Below are 22734 nucleotides of genomic sequence, written 5' to 3' on the forward strand. Positions count from 1 at the left end.
AGTTAGTTAAATGTTATTTACCGATTTTGCTACTGAAAACAGGTGGTGCAAAAGTAAACGAAAAGTAAACGAAAAGTAAACGAGTACATTTTATACATTTCGTGCTAGCAAAGGTTTCGTATTTGTTTAACGAAAATAGCGCAATATACAACCTCATCAATTGTTCTCGTGGTCGATATGAAAAAAATTCTTGTTACAGGATCTTCTGGATTCGTTGGTGGTGCAGTCGTGGCAGAATTGCTGATGCGCCAGGATGTTGAGTTGCTGCTGCTTATCAGAGCCAGCGATGCTACCCAGGGACTGGAGAGGGTTAAAGATAATTTATCTAAGTTTTCATGTTCGGCACAGGCTATTCAGCGCCTGACCGTAGATCAGATTCTGGTCGGCGATCTCCTGGCGCCTGAACTGTTTCTGGATGATGCGCGCATCGATCAGGTCAGCCACGTCATTAACTGCGCGGCGATTGCGTCATTTGGTGAAAATAACGATATCTGGCGGGTTAACGTTGAAGGAACCTTCAAACTGGCCGCCAGAATGGCAGCACTGCCTGCGTTCGTGAAATTTGTCCACGTTGGTACGGCCATGTCTTCCGCGCCGGATCAGGGTGAAATCGTAAAAGAGGATCTGGTGCTGTCTTCCCGTGAAGATCACATTGTCGATTACACCTATTCCAAATCCTACATTGAAAACAAGATCAAGCAGGAACTGCCTCACCTGCCGCTGGTCATTGCCCGTCCATCCATCGTGGTTGGTCATTCTCAGGAAGGTTGTACGCCGTCAGGCAGTATTTTCTGGGTATTCAAGATGGTGATGAAGCTGGAAAAATTCCTCTGCTCACTCGACGACCGCGTCGATGTGATCCCCGTGGACTACTGTGCTAAATCATTGGTTTTCCTGCTGGATCATGGCTGTACCAAAGAGATGGTTTATCACATTTCTGCCGGTGAGCGCAGCAGCAATACCTTCTCTGAAATTGATTCGGCGTTTGCCACAGCAGAAAAAAGTGCACCGCTGGCACCTAACTATCTGCAGGTTGATTTCAGCGAGATCGTTAAAGAGCGCAAGAACTTCAAAAAGATTTACGGGCCTTGTAATGAACGCCTGATGCTGCGCGCAATGCGCCTGTACGGTGAGTTCGCCCGCCTGAATGTGGTGTTCTCTAACGACAAATTGCTGCGCCTGGGTATGAGTTCACCGCCAGGCTTTACCAGTTATATCGATCGTTGCGTAGAAACCACGAAAGGCATGCCAATCCAGGATTTAATGCGCGTCGATTTTAAATAATCCCGCAGGCTTATGATGCGCCGCCAGCACGTTTGCTGGTGGCGCATTTTTTATTGCTAAGCTAACGTCTTTCTCCTTCGCCTGCGCTTTTATTCCCTCATTAATACCGCAAACAGGGGGTTATACCGCACAGGGCACATTGGCTTATCCGCCACCCTGTCTTCATGCAGCCGAGAATGCTGTTTATTTTCTGCCAGCCACAGCGTATTGTACGCGCGCCTGAAAACATGAGAGAACGTATGAAAAAGTCAGCCAGCCCGTCGCTATTCCACGCCCGAAACCGCCATCAAGGTGAATATGATTTTGCTGCCCTCACGGCGGCACATCCGCCGCTGGCCGCAAAAGTCCGGCCTAATGGTTACGGCGTGATGTCGGTTGATTTTGCCGATCCTGAGGCGGTGATGTTGCTGAACCAGGCGCTGCTCAAACTTTTCTACGGACTTGACTGGCAACTGGCCCCGGGATCGCTTTGTCCACCCGTGCCGGGACGTGCTGACTACCTGCATTATCTGGCAGATTTACTGGCACTGGATAACCAAGGCAAGATCCCTTCGGCGGACGTGTTGGATATTGGGTGCGGGGCAAACTGCATTTATCCGCTGATTGGGGCTGCTGAATATGGCTGGCGTTTTACCGGGACCGAAATTGATGAAGCCGCGCTGAAAGCTGCCGGTAAAATTGTTGCCGCCAACGCCGGTATGCAGCGCCTGATCCGCTTACGCCGACAAAAAAATCCGCAGGCGGTGCTGAATGGCGTGGTGAATAAAGATGCGTTTTTCCATGCGGTCATCTGTAACCCGCCGTTTCATGCGTCGGCCGAAGAGGCGGCGGCAGGTTCACAGCGCAAATCGCGTAATCTGGGTTTACAGCCTGCCGCACCGCTTAACTTTGGCGGTCAGCACAATGAGCTGTGGTGTGAAGGCGGTGAAAAAGCCTTCGTGGGGAAAATGATTGCGGAAAGCGCCGGCATGGCGAACCAGGTGGTGTGGTTTACCTCGCTGGTGTCGCGTAAAGAGCATTTGCCTGCCCTGGAAAAACAACTAAAAGCACTGGACACCGAAGTCGTGCGCGTGGTGAATATGGCGCAGGGGCAGAAGCAGAGCCGTTTTCTGGCGTGGAGCTTTATGCCCGCCGCCCAGCGCGCACAACGGCTGTCTCGCTAACACAGCAGCCCGCAACGGGCTGCTGTGTTAATCACTCAGGAGACGTGCTGTAAAAATTCGCGCAGACGTTCGCTGGGAGGGTGACTGATCAGGCTGTCAGGATCACCGTCTTCGGCAATACGGCCTTTATCGATAAAGATCAGCCGTGATGCCACTTTCTGCGCAAAGCCGACTTCATGCGTGACGATAACCATCGTCATGCCTTCTTCAGCCAGGTCCTGCATCACTTTCAATACTTCATGACGAAGTTCCGGGTCCAGTGCCGAGGTCGGCTCATCGAACAGCATCATTTTGGGCTTAACCGCCAGCGCGCGCGCGATCGCCACACGCTGCTGTTGGCCGCCGGATAGCTCTGAAGGAAAGTGATGGGCGCGCTCGGCCAGGCCTACTTTAGCCAGCAGGCTCTGCGCCAGTTTATGCGCCTCTTCTTTGCTGGCACCGCGCACCCGAATCGGGCCGAATGCAACGTTATCCAGGGCACTCATCTGTGGGAAGAGGTGAAACTGCTGGAACACCATGCCTGCTTCCTGACGAATCAGACGGTCGTCGACTTTAGGATCGTTAACTTTCAATCCATCAACAATCAGCTCGCCGCTGGTAATCTCTTCTAATTTATTGATACAGCGCAGCAGGGTAGACTTACCGGAACCGGATGGACCAATAATCACCACCACTTCGCCCTGCTTAATATTCAGGTCGATATTGTGTAGCACCTGGGTTTTGCCAAAATGCTTTGAGACGTCTTTAAATTCAATCACAGGATTTTCACCCTTTTCTCAATGCGGCGCAGCACAAAGCTCAACACCAGCGTAATCACAAGATAAATAATCGCGACCGCACTCCAGATTTCCAGTGCACGGAAGTTACCGGCAATAATTTCCTGGCCCTGACGCGTCAGTTCGGCCACACCAATCACAATGAACAGGGACGTATCTTTAATACTGACAATCCACTGGTTGCCAAGCGGGGGCAGCATACGGCGCAGCGCTAAGGGCATAATCACATAGCGCAGGGTTTCACGGCTCGACAGGCCCAGCGCCAGTCCGGCTTCGCGAAAACCTTTATTGATCGACAGCACCGCACCGCGCGTAATTTCGGCAATATAAGCGCCAGAGTTAATCATGATGGTCACCACGGCGGCGGTGAAAGGATCGATACGCAAATCCGGGAAGGCCATTGGCAGGGCGAAGTAAATAAACATCACCTGCACAACGATAGGCGTGCCGCGAATAATTTCAATAAAGACTAGGGCAATATGATTGCTTATCCAGCCGCCGTACGCGCGCGCAAAACCCGCGACCAGACCGATAATTAACCCGCCCACCAGGCCAATGATGGAAATAATTAAGGTCATTTTCGCGCCTTCGAGCAGCGCTGGCATGGCTGGCCAAATGACGCTCCAGTCAAACTCCATGGTGAAACTCCACTTGTGTTGCGATGGAAAAAAGCAGGGAAATATTCCCTGCTGAAAAATGAACGCAGACTCAGTTATTATTTAGGATCGGTGCCAAACCACTTTTTATAAAGCGTGTTGTAGGTTCCGTTTTCTTTCAGTGTTTTCAGCGCGCCGTTTACTTTTTCACGCAGTTCGTCACTGCCTTTCGGGAAGGCAATACCGTACTGTTGTGCTTCAATCGATTCGCCTACCGCTTTGAAGCGGCCTTTACCGGCAGTATTAATGAAGTAAAGGATGTTTGGCGTATCATGCAGTACCGCGTCAGCACGGTTGGTACCCAGTTCCATATAGGCGTTATCAATATTAGGGAACTGACGCAGGTCTTTCGTTTTGATGTGGCTCTTAGCGTAATCCACTGAACCCGTACCGCTCTTCACTGCGACCACTTTACCATTCAGGTCGTTAATGCTTTTGATGTCATTTTCATTGTTGCGAACCATTACCAGCAGACCACTTTTATAGTAGCCATCAGAAAATTCGATCGCTTTTTTACGCTCATCCGTAATGGTGATACCGGCTAACGCCAGGTCAACGTTGCGCGTTTGTAGTGCAGGGATGATGCCACTGAAGTCCATCGGTTTCAGGGTATAATCCAGTTTCAATTGTTTTGCGATTGCATCCCACAAATCCACATCAAAACCAACATACTTATCACCCTGTTTAAATTCAAAAGGGACAAATGCAGTATCGGTGGCGACGATGAGTTTCTTTTCGGCGGCGGTAGCAGAGAGGGAGAAGGCCAGCGCCAGCGCGGCCACAGAGATGTTAAACAACGATTTCATCATTTTTCCTTATTACGACCAGGCGTCAAGGCCCAGGTTTGCGAGCTATCATATGAAAAAAATATGCCAACTTTGCAAAATACATAAAATCGACTGCCTGACACAAAATCGCTGACACGATTCTGCACGGGGAAGTGAGTTTGCACTAATTGGGTGCTTCATGGTGGTGCATAGTGCTACGGTGGTGCAGAGGTAGTGTGCATCAGAAGGGAAAAACAGGAAGAGCAGGAAGTGAAAACTGTTAACAAAGTCATAAAATTATAATAACACAGACGTAAAAAAGGCGGGTTTCCCCGCCTGTTTACAGTCTACTGTCTGACATTATTCAATATTGGACTCGATAAACCACAGGAATTTATCAAGATCACGCGATGCGGCAGTGAAAATATCTGCGGTATCTTCATCTTTCACTTCAGAAATGGCTTTGCGCGTGTCGTTAGCGACAACGCTGTAGCGATCGGCCAGCGCTTTCAGGTGATCCTGAACGCTGTGAATATTCAGCGGATAGCTTTTCAGTGGCGTCTTGTCGTTCACCACCTGGGTTGTACCCAGTGCGACGCCACCCAGCTGTACCACGCGCTCTGCGATGGTATCCTGGTGATCGGTAATCGCGGTGCGGAAGCCGTCCAGCATTTCGTGCACACCGATAAAGTTTGCGCCACGCATGTTCCAGTGGGCTTGCTTAGTGATCAGTGACAGATCAATGAACTCCACTACCAGGCGATTGAGCACCTCAATGGTGGCTCTCTTTTCGTCATCTGCCACGTCATTACGGGTGTAAAGTAGATCAGAAGATTTTGTTTTAACCAGTTTAGCGGTACTCATTGTTTCGGTCCTCTCTTTCAATGGTTGTCCTAATCAAGTACGAGATTGAGTATAGCAGTGATTCAGGGCTTTGCAGGATTGGCTTAATCAATGGCTGAAATAGTATTCGCCTTTGCAACGGTCAGACAGTGTGTAAATGAGTTAATAAGGTGTTAAATTCACCAGCAAGTAAAAGTATTATAAAATCATAAGGTTAAATAATTATTCAATGAGCAGGTTGTAGATGTTCTAAATATTAACTTTCTATTACATTTTAGATGAAAATAATTATCAGGATGATTTTTAGTGTTATTTAGCCTGTTTTTCAACAGGCTGGCGCGCATTATTTCTTGGCGTTATCCGCCACTGCAATCTCATTCAGCTGGCTCTTTCTGGGACGCATCGTCAGGGTTGCACCTGCAGACGCCAGGATAATTGCCAGTAACGCCAGGCACTGCGTTCCCGACAGACTCTCGTTCAAATACATCATGCCCGACAGGGCCGCCACTGCGGGTTCAAGGCTCATCAGCGTGCCAAAGATCCGCGCTGGCAGGCGCGTTAGCGCAATCATCTCCAGCGAATAGGGCAGCGCCGTGGAAAGAAACGCCACCAGAACCGCGACGGGAATGACGCTCCACTGCCAGATGCCACTTGCCGCAAACGTCAACCCGACGGGGACAAACACCAGGGAGGCAATCAAGGAGCCGATGGCAACGGTGGCAGCACCGTGCTCTGCGCCTGCCCGCTGTCCCGATAAGATATAGCACGCCCAACAGGCACCCGCACCCAGCGCAAACAGCGCGCCCACCGGATCAACGGAGGCAATGCCGGTACTAAACGGCAGCAAAAACCAGAGTCCTGCCACGGCAAGGATGACCCAGATAAAGTCCAGCGCACGGCGTGAGCCGAGCAGCGCCAGCGTCAATGGACCAACAAACTCCAGCCCCACGGCAATGCCCAGCGGGACGGTGCGGATAGAGAGATAAAACAGGAAGTTCATTGCACCCAGCGACAAGCCATAAATAATGAGTGGCGTGCGTTGTTCCCGGCTAAAACGCAACCGCCAGGGTTTAAATATGACGCACAGGATGAGCGTGCCAAATCCCAGACGCAGGGCAGTAATGCCGGTGGCACCGACAGTGGGAAACAGGGTTTTCGCCAGTGAAGCGCCGCCCTGGAGTGACAGCATAGAGATGAGCAGAACGACGACAGGAATGAAGACTGGCGTAAATGACTTTAACGAAGTGGCTGACATCCTGTAGGCGCTTCCCGATCAATTTAGCTAACAAGATGACCAGTGTAATGGAAATGCAGGTCAAAAAGAGGGCGCAAAGTGATTTTAATTTTTTCTGTTTGGTTGGTTTTTGAGCAAAATTACGGGCAGATAAGTAAATTAATGTCAGGATTTTTTAGGAATTAACTTAAAGCATGAAAATTTGTTTAAGAGGTTTGTTGCAATCATATGACGTATTTTATAAGAAAAAAGAATGACATAGGATACTTCATTAACTTCCTGTTACACCAAACTATGTGTTAGACAACAAAATGCGGGCAGAGTTTCTCGCTATTTTTTGTTATATTTTCAGCGTTGTCAGGAGAGAAGTACTTTCACATTTGAGGTGGTTATGAAAAAAATTGCATGTCTTTCAGCATTAGCCTGTGTGTTAGCAGTAGCAACAGGTTCCGCCATGGCACAGAGCACCGTAACCGGTGGCTACGCACAGAGCGACTACCAGGGCGTTGCTAACAAAGCAAACGGCTTCAACCTGAAATATCGTTATGAAGACGGTTCTAACCCACTGGGTTGGATCGGCTCATTCACCTACACCGAGAAAGATCGTACCGAAGATGGCATCTACAATAAAGGCCAGTACTACGGTATCACCGGTGGTCCAGCATTCCGTCTGAATGACTGGGCAAGCATCTACGGTGTGGTTGGTGTTGGCTACGGTAAATACCAGGCTAACGACACCACGTCACGCGACAAAGCAGACACCAGCGATTACGGTTTCTCTTACGGCGCGGGTATGCAGTTCAACCCAATGGAAAACGTTGCACTGGACGTTGGCTATGAGCAGAGCCGCATCCGTAGCGTTGACGTTGGCACCTGGATCGCTGGCGTAGGTTACAGCTTCTAAGTTAGCGTAGTCGAGTTTTAAAAAACGGCCCTTTTCAGGGCCGTTTTTATTGGTAACGAAAAATAACTCGTCATACAGCATTTGGGTGGCCTTAGGGCAATGCCAGATCGGGTGTGAAGAGCTGAGTGCAGATGCTACAGCACCACAGTAGCCTTAGGGCACGAATATGGCGTAAAGACCTGCGCGCAGATGCCACAGCATCATAGTGGCTGATTGCCTGCCCATGAGTGCTGCCCCGTCGGAGAAATCTGCCGCTGGCGCAACCGTCATCCGCAACTGGACTTCGCCGATGCCAGAGAAGGGCGCGCTACCGCAGGCGACGGTCTCTGCCTGTTATAAAGGGCGCAGATAAGTGATGATTCAGGGGACGGAAGCAGTACAGACGTACATGGGGAGCACAGATAAACGGCAGGCGTGGTCAGCGCGGCAACAGAAGAAGCCCGCGCCTTCAGGCGGTCAGCCAAAAGGCGATATCAGCTATCAGCCGCGCCAGATCAGTTTTTGACAGTGACGTTCTTCCGGTTCATTACCCAGAAGTTTGTTTATCAACATCAGGCGCAGTGTAAAAGGGGAACGGGTCAGCAGGCACCACCAGGATTTCATACCTGATGTTGATTTTTCTGCCTGGAAGCATTTGCTGCAGTCAACACAGCTTTTCAGGGTGCTCATAACATCACCTCCCAATAAATTTAACGCAACGGTAAGCAGAGCGGCTTAATCGTGCTTTAATGCATCACTCTGTTTACATTATCGACAAATATAGCATTGGCTATATCATTTAGCCAAGGCTAACGACGAAAAATTTGAGCTTATTTGCGCCTGGTTTACAATGAGCGCAGCTAAAACCACATGGCAGGCCTGGTGTGGAAAAAATAAAGAGGAAGCTGAATGAGTCGTCGTGCCAAAAGCGTGGTTTCTGCCCCGCAAGGACCACTGAAAGATATTGAAGAGCATGTCGAAGGTTTTCGGCAGGTGCGCGAGGCGCATCGTCGTGAGCTAATTGATGACTATGTTGAGCTAATCTCTGATTTAATTGGTGAATTTGGTGAAGCACGTCAGGTCGACATGGCCGCACGTTTAGGTGTTTCGCAACCTACCGTAGCAAAAATGTTAAAGCGATTAGGTACTGCCGGACTGGTTGAGCAGGTGCCTTATCGTGGTGTCTTTTTAACACGTGAGGGGGAAAAGCTGGCTGAAGAGAGCCGTGCCCGCCATCATATTGTTGAAACCTTCCTGTTAGCGCTTGGTATCAGTCCGGAAACGGCCCGTCGCGATTCAGAAGGCATTGAACATCACGTGAGTGATGAAACGCTGGCTGTATTCCAGAAATTTTACGAAAACAATTAACCCTCAGTTAAGGCGCCGGACATCATGCCCATCGTGCTTCGCTCATTTTTGCATGACCATATATTGCACTTGTTAGTCGTTGTTGGGGTTGTTCTGCTGTTTCTTGCTGATTATCGCTGGCCGGATCTTCCCGCCGCGGTGGACTGGCATACCATCATTACCCTGAGTGGATTACTTATCCTGACGAAGGGGTTGGAAACCAGCGGTTATTTTGATGTGTTGGGTGGCCGATTAATTGCGGGCTTCAAGCATGAACGTACGCTGGCGCTGTTTATGGTGCTGGCGGCGGCCCTGCTGTCGACCTTTTTAACCAACGATGTGGCGCTGTTTATTCTGGTGCCACTCACGTTGACGTTACGCAAATTTTCGCATTTACCTATCTCGCGCTTGATTATCTTTGAAGCCCTGGCGGTAAACGCCGGATCGCTGCTGACGCCGGTGGGCAATCCACAAAATATTCTGTTGTGGAGCCACGGCTCACTGAGCGTGGGCGGTTTTATTTTGCAAATGACACCGCTGGCGGTGTGGCTTCTGCTGAGCCTGCTGGTCGTCACCTGGTTCAGCTTTGCCAAACGCACCATTGAAAAGCATGACAACAGTGAACAGCACAGCTGGCATAAACCCCTGTTTGCCGTGAGTGTGGTGTTGTATCTGCTGTTTATTGCCGCGCTGGAATGGCATGTCACCGGCTGGGCGCTGTTGCTGATTCTGGTGTGTTTCCTGATTATGGCACGTCAGGTATTGCTGAATATCGACTGGAGCCTGCTGGTGGTCTTCATCGTGATGTTCCTGGATGTCTTCCTGCTGACGCGTTTACCGGTGATGCAGGCACATTTCGATGCCATTACCCATCTTGGCAAAGGGGAACTCTATCTGCTGGCTATCGGCTTGTCGCAGATCATCAGTAATGTCCCTGCGACGATCCTGCTGTTGCAAAAAGTGCCGCCAACGGAAGCGCTCGCCTGGGCAGTTAATATCGGTGGGTTCGGTTTGTTACCCGGCTCACTTGCTAACCTTATTGCGTTACGTATGGCCAAAGATCGCGCCATCTGGTGGCGTTTCCACCTGTTCTCCGTTCCGTTACTCGCCTGGTCCATGCTCACCGGCTGGCTGTTGCTAAAACTCGTCGCCTGATCCAGACACATCCTGCCACGGTGCAGGATGTGCTGCCTTTCTCAAGTTACGTAAAGTTGTACTGGATTTTGTCAGTTTTCGATCTAATGTTTAGTGGACTTTCTACGCCCAGGATAGAGGGCCTTAGCCAGCGACGGAAACTATGAGCGAGAACAACAACCGCGATTCACATCAGGAAGACGCAGAACACGCGCCGGATAACAACAGCCAGTCCCACGATAACCCGAGTAATAACGATGAAAAACCGCGTAAACGCCCCGGTAAAAAACCGTTAATTATTTTGGCCGTTATCGTGGTGGTGATGGTGATCGTGGCCTTTTTCTTTTGGTTTACCACCCGTAACGAAGAAATCACTGACGATGCTTTCACTGAAGGCAATGCGGTAACTATCGCCGCTAAAGCGTCTGGCTATGTCGTCAAGTTACTGGTGAAAGATAACCAACGGGTGAAGAAGGGCGATTTACTGGTAGAAATCGACCCCAGCGACAACGAAGCCCAGCGCGCCCAGGCTAAAGCTCAACTTGGTCTGGCAATGGCACAACTGCACCAGGCCCAGGCGCAGCTCGCGCTCTCACGTGTTCAGTATCCGGCCCAGCGCGATCAGGCTCTGGCAGACCAGGCGAAAGCCGAAGCAAATTACCTGAATGCGCAGGCTGACTACCGTCGTCAGCGTGGCGTTGATCCTCGCGCTACCAGCCAACGCAATATTGACGCTGCTTCTGCTCAGTTGCGTTCTGCGCAGGCCCAGTTGCAAAGTGCCAAAGCGCAGGTGGAAGTTGCCTCGCAGGTTGCGCTGCAAATCCGCCAGCAGGAAACCAATGTTGAAGCACGTCAGGAACAGGTTGAGCAGGCAAAAGCCCAGCTCAACGTGGCGGAGCTAAACCTCTCTTATACCCAGGTTCGTGCGCCTTATGATGGCTTTGTGACGAAGCGCAACGTGCAGATGGGCACCCTGGTGCAGGCAGGCAGCGCCTTGTTCTCGCTGGTTTCTCCGGATATCTGGATTACCGCCAACTTTAAAGAGTCGCAGTTGGAGCGGATGAATCCGGGTGACAAAGTGACGATCAGCGTTGATGCCTGGCCGGATATGAAGCTGGAAGGCCACGTCGACAGCGTTCAGATGGGCACAGGATCGCGTTTCTCAACCTTCCCGTCTGAGAATGCCACCGGGAACTACGTGAAAATTGTTCAGCGCGTACCGGTAAAAATCGTGATTGATAAAGGACTTGATCCAAACCGGCCACTGCCACTGGGATTATCGGTTGAACCGAAGGTAACCGTGGAATGAGCGAATCGCAGAGCTGGAAACCCGCCAGTAATCCCTGGCTAGTGGCCATTACGGTCACGCTGGCGGTATTTATGGAAATCCTCGATACCACCATCGTAAACGTGGCCCTGCCGCATATCGCGGGTTCACTCTCCTCCAGTTACGATGAATCGACCTGGGTGTTGACGTCGTATCTGGTGGCGAACGGTATCGTGCTGCCCATCTCTGCCTTTTTCAGCCGTCTGTTTGGCCGTAAACAGTTTTTTTTAATCTGCATCGTGATGTTTACCATCTGTTCATTCCTGTGTGGTATCGCCACTGAACTCTGGCAGATCATTCTGTTTCGCATCCTGCAGGGCTTTTTTGGCGGTGGCCTTCAGCCTGTACAACAGTCGGTCCTGCTCGACTATTTCAAACCGGAAGATCGGGGCAAAGCCTTCGGCCTTTCCTCTATCGCCATCATCGTGGCACCGGTTATTGGCCCGACGCTGGGCGGCTGGATTACGGATAATTACAGCTGGCGCTGGGTTTTCTTTATCAATATCCCGGTCGGCGTGCTGACCATCATGGCCATTTTACCTTTGCTGGAAGATCCGCCGTGGGAGCGTAAATGGGCCAAGGGTAAACTCAAGATCGACTATATCGGCATCAGCCTGATTACGCTGGGCCTGGGCTGTTTGCAGGTCATGCTGGATCGCGGTGAAGACGAAGACTGGTTCGCCTCGCACTTTATCGTTTTGTTTGCCGTGCTGGCGCTTGTTGGCATCGTCGGGGCTATTTACTGGTTGATGTATGCCCGTAAGCCCGTGGTCGACATTCTGGTGATGAAGGATCGCAATTTCTGGGTCGCAGGCTTATTAATGGCCGGGATGGCGATGATACTGTACGGCAGCTCGGTGGTCTTGCCGCAGTTGGCACAGCAGGATCTTGGTTATACCGCCACCTGGTCGGGACTGGTGCTGTCCCCTGGCGCGGTGTTGATTGTCCTGACCATTCCGCTGGTCTTGAAACTGATGCCGGTGGTGCAGACCCGCTATATTATTGCCTTTGGTTTTAGCTGCCTGGCATTAGCCTTTTTCTATTCGGCATCCTTAACGCCGAATGTGGACTTCACCACGCTGGTGCTGATGCGCAGTGCACAATCCATTGGCCTGGGTTTCCTGTTTGTGCCGCTGACCACCATTGCCTTTATTACGATCCCCCAACGGTTAAATGCGGACGCCTCGGCGCTGTTTACCATGTTCCGTAATGTCGCGGGGTCGATTGGCATCTCGTTGTCCACGGCGGCGATTACAGAGCGAGAGCAGGCGCGCTCGGCCCATATGGTGCACAACATGACGCCGCTGAATGAACAGTTCAATATTACGGTTCAGCACTGGGCACAGGCGATCCGCGACTTCACCTCTGCAGTGGGCGATCCCGTCACGTTGGCAACCGGTCAGCTCTATAAAGAGATGATTGTCCAGTCACGCATTCTGGCTTATATCGACGTCTTTTCAGGCTTAAGTATCGTTGCCCTGATTTTGATTCCATTTTGTTGGCTGCTGTCGCCTGTCAAAAGCGAAGGCAGTGCAGGAGCACACTGACATGAAAGTTATGAGTACGCATCGCCTGAATCCGCTCAACCTGATGCTGGTGTTAGCGCTGGCGGGCTGCAGCGTCGGCCCGGACTATCAGGCACCTAAGCCCCAGATGCCGGGCAGCTATCACGCCCTGGATTCGCAGGAAAATTCGAAGCCACAAACGTCAGCGGTGGATTCACGCTGGTGGCATAACTTTAAGGACCCGCAACTCGACAGCCTGATTGCACGCGCTATCGAAGGTAATCTGTCCTTACAACAGACGGTATTGCGGATTGCCGGCGCGCGTGAGCAACTATCGCAGGCGCAGGGCGGATTATTTCCCAGCCTTAACGGTTCAGCCAAGGTCACGCGACAGCAACTGGGGCTGGAAGGGCTGCTGAAAGCGAACGGTGCCGACCAGCTCGACAGCAACGTTGCCAGCCAGCTGAACGGTCTGACGCAACCGGTCACCTTGTATCAGGGCAGTTTCGACGCCAGTTGGGAACTGGATCTGTGGGGCAAAGTGCGGCGCCAGGTGGAGTCAGCCAATGCCCAGCAGCAGGCAGCTATTGAGCAGCGCAACGACGCACTGGTGTCGCTCGAAGCGGAAGTGGTGCGCGCATGGCTTCAGCTGCGCGGCGCGCAGGCAACGGTAAATACGCTGCAACAACAGATTGCCGTGGCCGATCAGACCTGGCAGTTGACGGAAAGCCAGCAGCGTAACGGCCTGGCACCGGTGACCAATGTGGAAAATGCCCGCGCGCAGTTAAGCAGCCTGCAGGCGCAGTTGCCGCAGTATCAGGCCCAAACGCGCCAGGCGATGAACGGTCTCGCTGTACTGCTGGGTAAAACGCCGGGTGCGCTGGATGCCGAACTGAGTGAGCCGAAAGCGCTGCCCACATTACCCGCGTTTGTCTCTGTCGGCATTCCCTCTACGCTGGCACGACGTCGTCCCGATATTCGTCAGGCAGAAGCCACACTTCATGCTCAAACCGCCGAGATTGGCGTTTCTGTCGCCCAGCTGTTCCCCAGTCTGTCGCTGACCGGCCAGTTGGGTGTCCGTAACACTGACGTCAGTTACCTTGACGACTGGAGCAGCCATTTCTACAGCGTGGGGCCGTCGTTATCCATTCCCATTTTCCAGGGTGGAAGATTGGTTTCAAGCGTGAAGCTGGCGCGTGCTCAGCAGGCCAACGCGGCACTCAACTATCGTCAGACGGTGCTGACGGCTCTGCAGGATGTGGAAAATGCCTTGGTCAGTTACCGTGCCGACCAGCAGCGCGTCACCGCACTGGATGAAACCACTGGCGCGCTGCAACGCACCTTCGATCTCGCCAGTGACAGCTATCGCCAGGGATTATCGACTTTCCTTGAAGTACTTGATGCCCAGCGTCAACTGGCGCAGGCGCAGGAACAGGCTACTCAGGCGCGCATGCAAAGTGGACTGGATCTTGTCGCCCTCTACAAAGCCTTAGGCGGTGGCTGGGAAACCTACCAGAACGTGCAACTGCCGCAGTACGACGTATTTGGTCCGGCAACGCAGGTGAATTAACCGGTCTGGCCGTGGCCCTGTAACGGGACACGGCCGGAAAAAACCGTACTGATACCCGCGATGTATTATTTATGCGTTACATCGTCAAATAAAAATCATCAAACTTCCCTGTGCAGTCCCGTGATAACCCGCATCTGAAATAGCCTCTGCTATTTATCTTTCCAACATTACCCAGCAAAAAAATGCGCGGCGGGTGTGAGTGCCAGGCCTGCCAGCCCTTTATCCTCTTTCTGACGCGCCCGCGTGCTTTTACGTCAGCTACACGCCAGAGAAGGGCGGCATAATCAACGTGGTTAGAAAAATTAACCCCGCTGTTATCCGCAAGCCACGGGATAAATCCCCCGTTACACGCTGGCTATTTCAGTGGAATTCACTCTGGCGACGGCAAGAAAAACGGGCAGCCGGACAAGGCATTTAATCCAAATTCGTTGAGGATGATAAAAATAACCGGCAAGAACGTTATAAAATCTGAGGCATGATTCATGCAGTAAGCGTAATCAATGAAATCGTTTACATTGTGCGAGGATAGCCGCTATTTAGTGTTAATTCGTGGTTAATAATCTCTCCACATAAGCATCCTGAATACTTCACGGGCATTTAAAAAACCTATCGGAATTATCTGTAGTAATAAATTAATTTATTTTTTTATTTGAATTAGGTAATCTTGTCGCTACAGTTTAATTAAACCCCCTTAATCAAGGATATTGTGATGAGTGACGCATTTAAAGTTCTAAACAACATTCGCACATTACGTGCCCAGGCTCGTGAACTGCCACTGAGCGATCTGGAAGAAATTCTTGAGAAATTGACGGTCGTTGTAACTGAACGCCGTGAAGAAGCCCATGCTGAAGAACAACAGAATCGTGAAAAAGAAGAGAAGTTATCTAAATATCGCGAAATGCTGCTGGCTGACGGCATCGATCCTAATGAATTATTAGGTGCCCTGGAGCAGGGTAAAAAACGCACTAAGCGTGCGCCACGTCCGGCTAAATATTCTTATACCGATGAAAACGGTGAGAAGAAATCATGGACCGGCCAGGGCCGTACCCCAGCAGCAATTAAAAAAGCGCTGGATGAAGGTAAAAGCCTGGACAGTTTCCTGATCGATTAATCGACACAATCCTTGTAAGCGGTAGCCGGAGACATTTATGTCTCCGGCTTTTTTTATTTAAAAAACCCCTTTGTACTCTCTGACTATTTCTGGCATCGGCCTGTTAATTAATCGCCTGTTGGGTCAGGCAGAAGCCGTGCCGTTAGCGAATGCCACCGCGGCTTGCGTTTGCGCGGTGCTGAGCAGGCGAAAATCGGCAGGGGCAATAATTAAAAGCGTCGCGTTTTCAAGGGGCATTCAGGCAATCCTTGCCGGAGGCTGGCGTGCGCTACATCACATCTGGCATAATAGCCGCCGTTTTTCCATCCACTCTCTTCACTAAGGTCAATGCCGTGTTAGTTAGCAGCAATATCACCATGCAGTTTGGCAGCAAGCCACTGTTCGAAAATATCTCCGTAAAATTTGGCGGCGGTAATCGTTACGGTTTAATCGGTGCGAACGGCAGCGGAAAATCCACCTTCATGAAGATTTTGGGTGGCGATTTGGTGCCATCGGGCGGCAATGTCTCTTACGATCCCAATGAACGTATCGGTAAATTACGCCAGGATCAGTTTGCCTTCGAAGAATATAGCGTGCTGGATACGGTAATCATGGGGCACCATGAATTATGGGAAGTGAAGCAGGAACGTGACCGTATTTATTCGTTACCCGAAATGACGGAAGAGGAAGGCTACAAAGTCGCTGACCTTGAAGTCCTGTATGGTGAAATGGATGGTTACAGTGCTGAACCGCGTGCGGGTGAGTTATTACTTGGTGTGGGTATTCCGGTAGAGCAGCATTATGGCCCGATGAGCGAAATTGCACCGGGCTTTAAATTACGTGTTCTTCTGGCACAGGCATTGTTCTCTAATCCTGATATTTTGCTGCTGGACGAACCGACCAACAACCTGGATATCGATACTATTCGTTGGCTGGAGCAGGTGTTAAACGAACGCGACAGCACCATGATTATCATTTCGCATGACCGTCACTTCCTCAATATGGTCTGTACCCACATGGCCGATTTGGACTACGGTGAGCTGCGTGTTTATTCCGGTAATTATGATGAATATATGACCGCTGCCACCCAGGCGCGCGAGCGACTGTTATCGGACAATGCCAAGAAAAAAGCACAAATTGCCGATCTGCAATCCTTTGTCAGCCGTTTTAGTGCTAACGCCTCTAAATCGCGCCAGGCGACATCACGTGCCAAACAGATGGACAAAATAAAGCTGGAAGAGGTCAAAGCCTCCAGTCGTCAGAACCCCTTTATTCGATTTGAGCAGGACAAGAAACTGTTCCGTAATGCGCTGGAAGTCGAAGCGATCACCAAAGGGTTTGATAATGGTCCACTGTTTAAAAATTTAAATCTGCTGCTGGAAGTCGGTGAAAAACTGGCGATATTAGGGGCTAACGGTATTGGTAAATCCACCCTGTTAAAAACCCTGGTCGGCGAACTGACGCCGGAAAGCGGCAGCGTTAAATGGTCTGAAAATGCCAAGATTGGTTATTACGCCCAGGATCACGCAGACGATTTTGCCGACGACCTGACGGTATTTGACTGGATGAGCCAGTGGAAACAGCAGGGCGATGATGAGCAGGCCGTACGTGGCATCCTTGGCCGTCTGTTGTTTTCACAGGACGATATTAAAAAGCCCGCCAAAGTGCTGTCCGGGGGTGAGAAAGGGCGCATGCTGTTTGGCAAGCTGATGATGGAAAAGCCCAATATCCTGATTATGGACGAACCAACCAACCACCTTGATATGGAATCCATTGAGTCATTAAATATGGCGCTGGAAATGTATGAAGGAACGTTGATTTTCGTTTCTCACGACCGTGAGTTCGTGAGTTCACTGGCGACGCGCGTGATAGAGATGAAAGCCGATCGTATTGTGGACTTCACCGGTAATTACGAAGATTACCTGCGCAGTCAGGGCATCGTATAAACATAATGGGGTAGCGATAGCTACCCCATTATCGTTTGGGTCTGTGCGTCAGGTTGGATTGCCTGCGACGATCCGGCTTAACATCCTTTCTTTACCTGACCTGCAGCCCCCTCCGCTTTACGCATGAACTCTATCAATTAACGGCTCAATCATGATGACCGCACACTTCACACTCGGGGTCCTGCGATACCTTCATGGTGCGAAACTCAGCGCTCAACGCATCGTACATCAGCAAACGTGAGCGAGCAGGAGAGCCGAAGTGCGTCAGCAGCTTGAGGGTTTCCATCGCCTGCATCGCACCCACCACGCCCACCAGCGGCGCCATGACGCCCGCTTCCACACAGCTCAGCACCTGAGATCCAAACAAACGGCTGATGCAGCGGTAACAGGGCGCACCGGGTTGCCAGTCAAACACGCTGAGCTGACCTTCCATACGGATTGCCGCACCCGATACCAGCGGCACTTTCAACTGATAACACAACCGGTTGATTTGCTCGCGCACCACCACATTGTCCGTACAGTCCACGACCACCTGCTGCTGGGCGATAAGCGCCTTGAGTGCCTCATCGTCCAGTTGGCCGTGCACCGGATGCAACTGACAGTGAGGATTAATGGCCGCCAGGCTTTCACGGGCCGATTCCACCTTGTTGCGACCAATATCCGCATCATGATGCAAAATCTGTCGCTGCAAATTAGAGAGTGATACCGTATCAAAGTCCAGTAGCGAAAGATTTCCTACGCCCGCCGCTGCCAGATAGGGCGAGGCTGCACAGCCTAAACCGCCCAGCCCCACGACCAGCACGTGGCTGGCTTTTAAGGTTTCCTGACCGTCAAAGTCAAAACCACGCAACACAATCTGTCGGTTGTAGCGCAGCATCTCGTCGTGGCTCAGTTCGGGCAACATTATCCCTCCAGCAGCGGGTTAAAGGGTTCGACGTCCACCCATTCACCTGCTGCAACCGGGCCGCGCTCGCGTTCCAGTACAATAAAGCAATTGGCCTGAGAAAAAGAACTGTAAACGTGGGAGCCCTGCGCACCGGTGCTGATCACCTCTGGCTCACCCTGGCTATTCTGACGCAGAACGCCGCGCTGAAAATCCAGTCGACCGGGCGATTTTTTCAACGCGGTTGCCGTACGTACGCGCAGGCGAGCGGGCAGAGCGGAGGCGGTTTGCCCCGTCAGGGTGGCCAGCAGCGGTTGCACCAGTTGATAAAAGGTCACGACGGCAGAAACCGGATTGCCGGGAAGGCCGCAGAACCAACTGTTCGCCAGGCGACCAAAAGCAAAAGGTTTACCGGGTTTCATCGCCAGCTTCCAGAAGCTAATCACCCCCAGCTCTTCCAGCATCGATTTGGTAAAGTCGGCTTCACCCACCGAGACGCCGCCGGTGCTGATGACCACATCAGCCTGGCGATCGGCTTCAGTAAAGGCGCTACGCAGTGCAGTGGGATCGTCTTTAATAATGCCGAGATCGATGACCTCGCATCCCAGCTTGTGCAACATCAGCGAAATCGCAAAGCGGTTGGTGTCGTAGATCTGCCCGGCCGCTAAGGGCTGGCCCACAGGTTGCAGCTCGTCCCCAGTTGAAAAAATAGCGACGCGCAGTTTACGCAAAACCTTTACCGTGGCGATGCCCAGCGAAGCCAGCAGGGGCAGTTCGGCCGCGCCCAGGCGCACGCCTGCCGCCAGAACCTGATGACCGGCACGGATATCATCACCCGTCAGTCGAATATTTTGTCCGGCGTTGACCGGCGCGGTGATGACAATATTATTGTCCTGCAGGCGGGTTTCCTCCTGCATGACGACCGCGTCACAACCGGCAGGAACAGGCGCGCCTGTCATAATTCTGATGACGCTTTCCGCTGGCCACTCTCCGCTAAACGGCGCGCCGGCAAAAGCCTTACCGGCCACCCGCAAAGGCTGTCCGCTGGCAACCTCCGCCAGCCTGACGGCGTAACCGTCCATAGCGGCGTTGTTAAAGGGCGGTACGTCTATCGGTGAGGTGATCGCGCAGGCTGTGATGCGCCCGGCGGCTTCTGGCAGGGTCAGCTCAAGCGACTCTGTGATGGGCGTCAGCTGCGCCAGCATCTTATGTTGCGCGTCCTCAAGGGAAATCAGTCCGGCAGTAAAGCTTTCCATTCTATTCTTAGCCTGTCTGTTGCAATGGCTGTCTATTATGGTGACTTTTCCTTTCAGAGTCACATCGGCATAAGCCACAACGAAAGGTTATTAGCGCAATGTCAGTTTCCGCTTTACAACCTTTAGCGGGCTTTCTATATTCAAAAATGGTCTAAATTGACTTAAAACCATTCAAAATCAGTGTTTTTCCTTCTGATGCAACCACAGGGTAACGCTATGGCTAAAGCAGCGATCGCCATTCATGGTGGTGCGGGGGCAATAACCCGTGCGGCGATGAGCGCAGAAAAAGAGCAGGCATACCGTCAGGCGCTTTACGAGATTGTAACGCATGGGCAGAACATGCTGGCTCAAGGCGCATCTGCGCTGGATACGGTGACGGAGGCGGTACGTCGGCTTGAAGAGTGCCCATTATTCAATGCCGGTAAAGGCGCGGTGTTTACGCAGCAGGGGACGCATGAGCTGGATGCCAGCATCATGGATGGCAGGACGTTACAGGCCGGAGCCGTCGCAGGCGTTTCCCGTATTCGTAATCCAATACTGGCGGCACGTGCGCTGTTAGATAACAGCCCTCATGTCCTGTTAACGGGGACGGGCGCTGAAGATTTTGCCCGCGCGCAAGGCCTTGAACAGGTTGAACCTGATTTCTTTTCTACGCCCGAACGCTGGGAGCAGCTGCAGCGCGCGCTCGGCAGCGACACCGCGCTGCTGGATCATGATGGCGCGGCGCAAAGTGGCGATCCGCTTGATCCGGATCGTAAGTTCGGCACGGTGGGAGCCGTCGCCCTGGACAATGAGGGTAACCTTGCCGCCGCCACCTCAACCGGCGGTATGACCAATAAACACGTGGGCCGGATTGGCGACTCGCCGTTACCCGGTGCAGGTTGTTATGCCAGCAACGACAGCGTGGCCGTATCCTGTACCGGCACCGGTGAAGTGTTTATTCGCACGCTGGCCGCCTACGATGTGGCGGCACAAATGCGTTATGGCGGGCGCTCGTTACAACAGGCCAGCGTGAATGTTATTCACGACAGTGTGCTGGAGTTGGGCGGCAGCGGTGGGTTGATTGCTATCGATCGTGATGGCAACGTGGCGCTGCCCTTCAACAGTGAAGGCATGTACCGGGCTTTCGCCCGCGCAGATGAGGCCGCAGAGGTGGCAATTTACCGTGAAAGCTGACCGCGAGACCGTCCAGAACACGCCGCCCGGCGCAACACCGTTAACTGACGATCAGGTACTGGCCGTACGCGATCTCAACGTGCGTTTTCAGAACGATGGCATCGTGACGGAGGCGGTGCGCCACCTTTCACTCGACGTTTACCGGGGAAAGACACTGGCTCTGGTGGGAGAGTCCGGCTCGGGCAAGTCCGTGACCTCGCTGGCGTTGATGCGCCTGATTGAGCAGGCCGGCGGTGAGGTGAGTGGCGAGATTATGCTGCGTCGCCGCAACGGCGAGGTACGGGATCTGATGCGTCTGCCACGCGGCCAGATGCGCCAGGTGCGCGGGGCCGATATGGCGATGATCTTTCAGGAACCCATGACCTCGCTGAATCCGGTGTTCTCGGTGGGTGAACAGATCGCCGAATCCATTCGTTTACATCAAGGCCAAACCCACGCCGGGGCGCTGGCAGAAGCGCGGCGCATGCTTGATCGGGTGCGCATCCCCGACGCGCAAAACATTCTGGGGCGTTTTCCTCACCAGCTCTCAGGCGGTATGCGTCAGCGTGTGATGATTGCCATGGCGCTGTCGTGCAAACCTGCGCTGTTGATTGCTGATGAACCGACCACGGCGCTTGACGTGACGATTCAGGCGCAGATTCTGCAGCTGATTCGTGAACTGCAAAAAGAGATGCAGATGGGGGTGATTTTTATCACCCATGATATGGGCGTGGTGGCTGAAATGGCTGACCGCGTGCAGGTGATGTATCGCGGAGAAGTGGTCGAGAATGCCGAGACGGTGCAACTGTTCAGCGCGCCGCAGCAGCCTTATACCCGTGCTTTACTCGCCGCCGTCCCGGCGCTGGGGGCGATGCGGGGCCAGCCGCTCCCTGCGAAGTTTCCCCTGATTGATAGTGATGAAAAGCCGGACGAGCCGCAAAATACCGTACGCCATGACCAGCCACCGATTTTACAGGTGCGTAATTTGGTCACCCGTTTCGATATCCGCTCAGGTTTATTGAATCGGGTGATAAGGCGGGTACACGCGGTCGAAAATATCAGTTTTGACCTCTATGCGGGCGAAACCCTGGCGCTGGTGGGGGAATCCGGATGCGGTAAATCCACCACCGGACGCTCCCTGTTGAAGCTGGTTGCCAGCCAGGGCGGTAGCATCACCTTTAACGGTCAACGTATCAACGATCTGTCAGGCCCCGCGCTGGCGCATCTGCGGCGCGATATTCAGTTTATTTTTCAGGACCCCTATGCGTCGCTGGACCCGCGCCTGACCGTCGGCTTCTCGATTATGGAGCCGTTACTGGTGCACAAGGTCATGCCGCGCCGTGAGGCGGAACAGCGCGTCGCGTGGCTGCTGGAGAAAGTGGGATTATTACCGGAGCACGCAAGGCGTTATCCCCATGAATTTTCCGGCGGTCAGCGTCAACGTATTTGCATTGCACGGGCGCTGGCGCTCAATCCCAAAGTCGTGATTGCCGATGAGTCGGTTTCTGCGCTGGATGTTTCCATTCAGGCGCAGATCATCAACCTGATGCTCGATTTACAGCGCGAGTTTGGCATCGCCTTTCTGTTTATTTCCCATGATATGGCGGTCGTTGAACGCATCAGCCACCGTGTGGCGGTGATGTATCTGGGACAAATTGTCGAGATGGGGCCGCGCCAGGCGGTGTTTGAACATCCGCAGCATCCCTATACCCAAAAGCTTATGGCGGCGGTGCCGATTGCCGATCCCTCGCACCGACAGCGCGAGCGTAGTTTATTAGTCGATGAGATTCCCAGCCCAATTCGTTCATTGGGCGATGAACCCGAAACGGTTTCGCTCAGGGAAGTGGCCCCCGGCCATTTTGTGGCGCGTCACGCCCTGAGCGCGAGCTGAATAATTAAGCGGTCGCTGCGGCGA

Annotated in this window: 20 protein-coding genes; 12 read left to right on the forward strand and 8 right to left on the reverse strand. The window is 52.5% G+C overall.

The features are described 5' to 3' along the window. Nucleotides 1–177: 177 nt before the first annotated feature. Nucleotides 178–1284, forward strand: coding sequence for an SDR family oxidoreductase (locus NR177_RS05290; RefSeq protein ID WP_109717210.1), 1107 nt, complete (start codon nt 178–180; stop codon nt 1282–1284). A gap of 239 nt (nt 1285–1523) precedes the next feature. Next, nucleotides 1524–2447, forward strand: a complete 924-nt coding sequence (gene rlmF / locus NR177_RS05295; RefSeq protein WP_167385757.1) for a 23S rRNA (adenine(1618)-N(6))-methyltransferase RlmF — start codon at nt 1524–1526, stop codon at nt 2445–2447. A 35-nt stretch (nt 2448–2482) separates the two neighbouring features. On the opposite strand, the gene glnQ is transcribed toward rlmF, so the two are convergent. The 5 genes from glnQ to rhtA form a co-directional block, all read right to left on the reverse strand. After that, nucleotides 2483–3205 carry a glutamine ABC transporter ATP-binding protein GlnQ gene (gene glnQ / locus NR177_RS05300; protein ID WP_096012188.1) on the reverse strand — a complete coding sequence of 241 codons (723 nt, stop codon included), beginning with the start codon at nt 3203–3205 and terminating at the stop codon, nt 2483–2485. Next, on the reverse strand, nt 3202–3861 hold the full coding sequence (gene glnP / locus NR177_RS05305) for a glutamine ABC transporter permease GlnP (protein WP_014593272.1): 660 nt from the start codon (nt 3859–3861) through the stop codon (nt 3202–3204). The genes glnQ and glnP overlap by 4 nt, the downstream gene beginning before the upstream one ends. 77 nt (nt 3862–3938) lie before the next feature. Further along, nucleotides 3939–4685, reverse strand: a complete 747-nt coding sequence (gene glnH / locus NR177_RS05310) for a glutamine ABC transporter substrate-binding protein GlnH (RefSeq protein WP_063878885.1) — start codon at nt 4683–4685, stop codon at nt 3939–3941. Between the two features lie 321 nt (nt 4686–5006). Next, a complete protein-coding gene (gene dps, locus NR177_RS05315) occupies nt 5007–5510 on the reverse strand; it encodes a DNA starvation/stationary phase protection protein Dps (RefSeq protein ID WP_063878886.1) in 504 nt (167 codons plus the stop codon). 322 nt (nt 5511–5832) lie between these two features. Further along, on the reverse strand, nt 5833–6744 hold the full coding sequence (gene rhtA / locus NR177_RS05320) for a threonine/homoserine exporter RhtA (protein ID WP_096012189.1): 912 nt from the start codon (nt 6742–6744) through the stop codon (nt 5833–5835). Between the two features lie 370 nt (nt 6745–7114). On the opposite strand from rhtA, the gene ompX reads away from it, so the two are divergent. Beyond that, nucleotides 7115–7627 carry an outer membrane protein OmpX gene (gene ompX, locus NR177_RS05325; protein WP_033737684.1) on the forward strand — a complete coding sequence of 171 codons (513 nt, stop codon included), beginning with the start codon at nt 7115–7117 and terminating at the stop codon, nt 7625–7627. Between the two features lie 480 nt (nt 7628–8107). On the opposite strand, the gene NR177_RS05330 is transcribed toward ompX, so the two are convergent. Then, on the reverse strand, nt 8108–8296 hold the full coding sequence (locus NR177_RS05330) for a hypothetical protein (RefSeq protein WP_063878888.1): 189 nt from the start codon (nt 8294–8296) through the stop codon (nt 8108–8110). A 219-nt stretch (nt 8297–8515) separates the two neighbouring features. Between NR177_RS05330 and mntR the strand changes: the two genes are divergently transcribed. The 7 genes from mntR (at nt 8516) to NR177_RS05365 (ending at nt 17525) form a co-directional block, all read left to right on the forward strand. Next, nucleotides 8516–8974, forward strand: a complete 459-nt coding sequence (gene mntR / locus NR177_RS05335) for a manganese-binding transcriptional regulator MntR (protein ID WP_013025174.1) — start codon at nt 8516–8518, stop codon at nt 8972–8974. Nucleotides 8975–8998: 24 nt separating this feature from the next. Then, the gene (locus tag NR177_RS05340; RefSeq protein WP_063878889.1) at nt 8999–10108 is read left to right on the forward strand and encodes an SLC13 family permease; all 1110 of its coding nucleotides are present in this window, start codon (nt 8999–9001) and stop codon (nt 10106–10108) included. A 142-nt stretch (nt 10109–10250) separates the two neighbouring features. Then, the gene (locus tag NR177_RS05345) at nt 10251–11396 is read left to right on the forward strand and encodes an HlyD family secretion protein (protein WP_256852428.1); all 1146 of its coding nucleotides are present in this window, start codon (nt 10251–10253) and stop codon (nt 11394–11396) included. Further along, nucleotides 11393–12961 carry a DHA2 family efflux MFS transporter permease subunit gene (locus NR177_RS05350; protein WP_063878891.1) on the forward strand — a complete coding sequence of 523 codons (1569 nt, stop codon included), beginning with the start codon at nt 11393–11395 and terminating at the stop codon, nt 12959–12961. The genes NR177_RS05345 and NR177_RS05350 overlap by 4 nt, the downstream gene beginning before the upstream one ends. A gap of 1 nt (nt 12962) precedes the next feature. Next, the gene (locus NR177_RS05355; protein ID WP_096012191.1) at nt 12963–14489 is read left to right on the forward strand and encodes an efflux transporter outer membrane subunit; all 1527 of its coding nucleotides are present in this window, start codon (nt 12963–12965) and stop codon (nt 14487–14489) included. Nucleotides 14490–15198: 709 nt separating this feature from the next. Further along, a complete protein-coding gene (locus NR177_RS05360) occupies nt 15199–15600 on the forward strand; it encodes an H-NS family nucleoid-associated regulatory protein (protein WP_014606234.1) in 402 nt (133 codons plus the stop codon). 332 nt (nt 15601–15932) lie between these two features. After that, a complete protein-coding gene (locus tag NR177_RS05365) occupies nt 15933–17525 on the forward strand; it encodes an ABC-F family ATPase (RefSeq protein WP_063878894.1) in 1593 nt (530 codons plus the stop codon). 145 nt (nt 17526–17670) lie between these two features. Here NR177_RS05365 and moeB read toward each other — a convergent pair whose 3' ends face one another. Continuing rightward, nucleotides 17671–18429 carry a molybdopterin-synthase adenylyltransferase MoeB gene (moeB, locus tag NR177_RS05370; protein WP_172897763.1) on the reverse strand — a complete coding sequence of 253 codons (759 nt, stop codon included), beginning with the start codon at nt 18427–18429 and terminating at the stop codon, nt 17671–17673. Further along, nucleotides 18429–19664: a molybdopterin molybdotransferase MoeA gene (gene moeA, locus NR177_RS05375; protein ID WP_256852429.1), complete on the reverse strand. Its 1236-nt coding sequence runs from the start codon at nt 19662–19664 to the stop codon at nt 18429–18431. The genes moeB and moeA overlap by 1 nt, the downstream gene beginning before the upstream one ends. 216 nt (nt 19665–19880) lie before the next feature. Here moeA and NR177_RS05380 point away from each other — a divergent pair, with 216 nt between their 5' ends. Together NR177_RS05380 and NR177_RS05385 are read left to right on the forward strand one after the other, a co-directional pair. After that, nucleotides 19881–20840 (forward strand): isoaspartyl peptidase/L-asparaginase family protein, encoded by a 960-nt coding sequence (locus NR177_RS05380; RefSeq protein ID WP_256852430.1) that lies wholly within the window; start codon nt 19881–19883, stop codon nt 20838–20840. Next, nucleotides 20803–22710: a dipeptide ABC transporter ATP-binding protein gene (locus tag NR177_RS05385; protein WP_372340330.1), complete on the forward strand. Its 1908-nt coding sequence runs from the start codon at nt 20803–20805 to the stop codon at nt 22708–22710. The genes NR177_RS05380 and NR177_RS05385 overlap by 38 nt, the downstream gene beginning before the upstream one ends. The last annotated feature ends 24 nt before the right edge of the window (nt 22711–22734 follow it).

The sequence above is a fragment of the Pantoea sp. Fr+CA_20 genome (assembly GCF_024520835.1).
Classification (GTDB): domain Bacteria; phylum Pseudomonadota; class Gammaproteobacteria; order Enterobacterales; family Enterobacteriaceae; genus Pantoea; species Pantoea allii.

Excerpts from the sequence above, each read along its gene's own strand:
- rhtA (WP_096012189.1), bottom strand. The coding sequence starts at position 6,744 with ATGTCAGCCACTTCGTTAAAGTCATTTACGCCAGTCTTCATTCCTGTC.
- rlmF (WP_167385757.1), top strand. The coding sequence starts at position 1,524 with ATGAAAAAGTCAGCCAGCCCGTCGCTATTCCACGCCCGAAACCGCCAT.
- glnP (WP_014593272.1), bottom strand. The coding sequence starts at position 3,861 with ATGGAGTTTGACTGGAGCGTCATTTGGCCAGCCATGCCAGCGCTGCTC.
- NR177_RS05340 (WP_063878889.1), top strand. The coding sequence starts at position 8,999 with ATGCCCATCGTGCTTCGCTCATTTTTGCATGACCATATATTGCACTTG.
- moeB (WP_172897763.1), bottom strand. The coding sequence starts at position 18,429 with ATGTTGCCCGAACTGAGCCACGACGAGATGCTGCGCTACAACCGACAG.
- NR177_RS05355 (WP_096012191.1), top strand. The coding sequence starts at position 12,963 with ATGAAAGTTATGAGTACGCATCGCCTGAATCCGCTCAACCTGATGCTG.
- NR177_RS05350 (WP_063878891.1), top strand. The coding sequence starts at position 11,393 with ATGAGCGAATCGCAGAGCTGGAAACCCGCCAGTAATCCCTGGCTAGTG.
- moeA (WP_256852429.1), bottom strand. The coding sequence starts at position 19,664 with ATGGAAAGCTTTACTGCCGGACTGATTTCCCTTGAGGACGCGCAACAT.
- glnH (WP_063878885.1), bottom strand. The coding sequence starts at position 4,685 with ATGAAATCGTTGTTTAACATCTCTGTGGCCGCGCTGGCGCTGGCCTTC.
- NR177_RS05345 (WP_256852428.1), top strand. The coding sequence starts at position 10,251 with ATGAGCGAGAACAACAACCGCGATTCACATCAGGAAGACGCAGAACAC.
- NR177_RS05360 (WP_014606234.1), top strand. The coding sequence starts at position 15,199 with ATGAGTGACGCATTTAAAGTTCTAAACAACATTCGCACATTACGTGCC.
- NR177_RS05380 (WP_256852430.1), top strand. The coding sequence starts at position 19,881 with ATGGCTAAAGCAGCGATCGCCATTCATGGTGGTGCGGGGGCAATAACC.
- NR177_RS05290 (WP_109717210.1), top strand. The coding sequence starts at position 178 with ATGAAAAAAATTCTTGTTACAGGATCTTCTGGATTCGTTGGTGGTGCA.
- dps (WP_063878886.1), bottom strand. The coding sequence starts at position 5,510 with ATGAGTACCGCTAAACTGGTTAAAACAAAATCTTCTGATCTACTTTAC.
- mntR (WP_013025174.1), top strand. The coding sequence starts at position 8,516 with ATGAGTCGTCGTGCCAAAAGCGTGGTTTCTGCCCCGCAAGGACCACTG.
- ompX (WP_033737684.1), top strand. The coding sequence starts at position 7,115 with ATGAAAAAAATTGCATGTCTTTCAGCATTAGCCTGTGTGTTAGCAGTA.
- NR177_RS05330 (WP_063878888.1), bottom strand. The coding sequence starts at position 8,296 with ATGAGCACCCTGAAAAGCTGTGTTGACTGCAGCAAATGCTTCCAGGCA.
- NR177_RS05385 (WP_372340330.1), top strand. The coding sequence starts at position 20,803 with ATGAGGCCGCAGAGGTGGCAATTTACCGTGAAAGCTGACCGCGAGACC.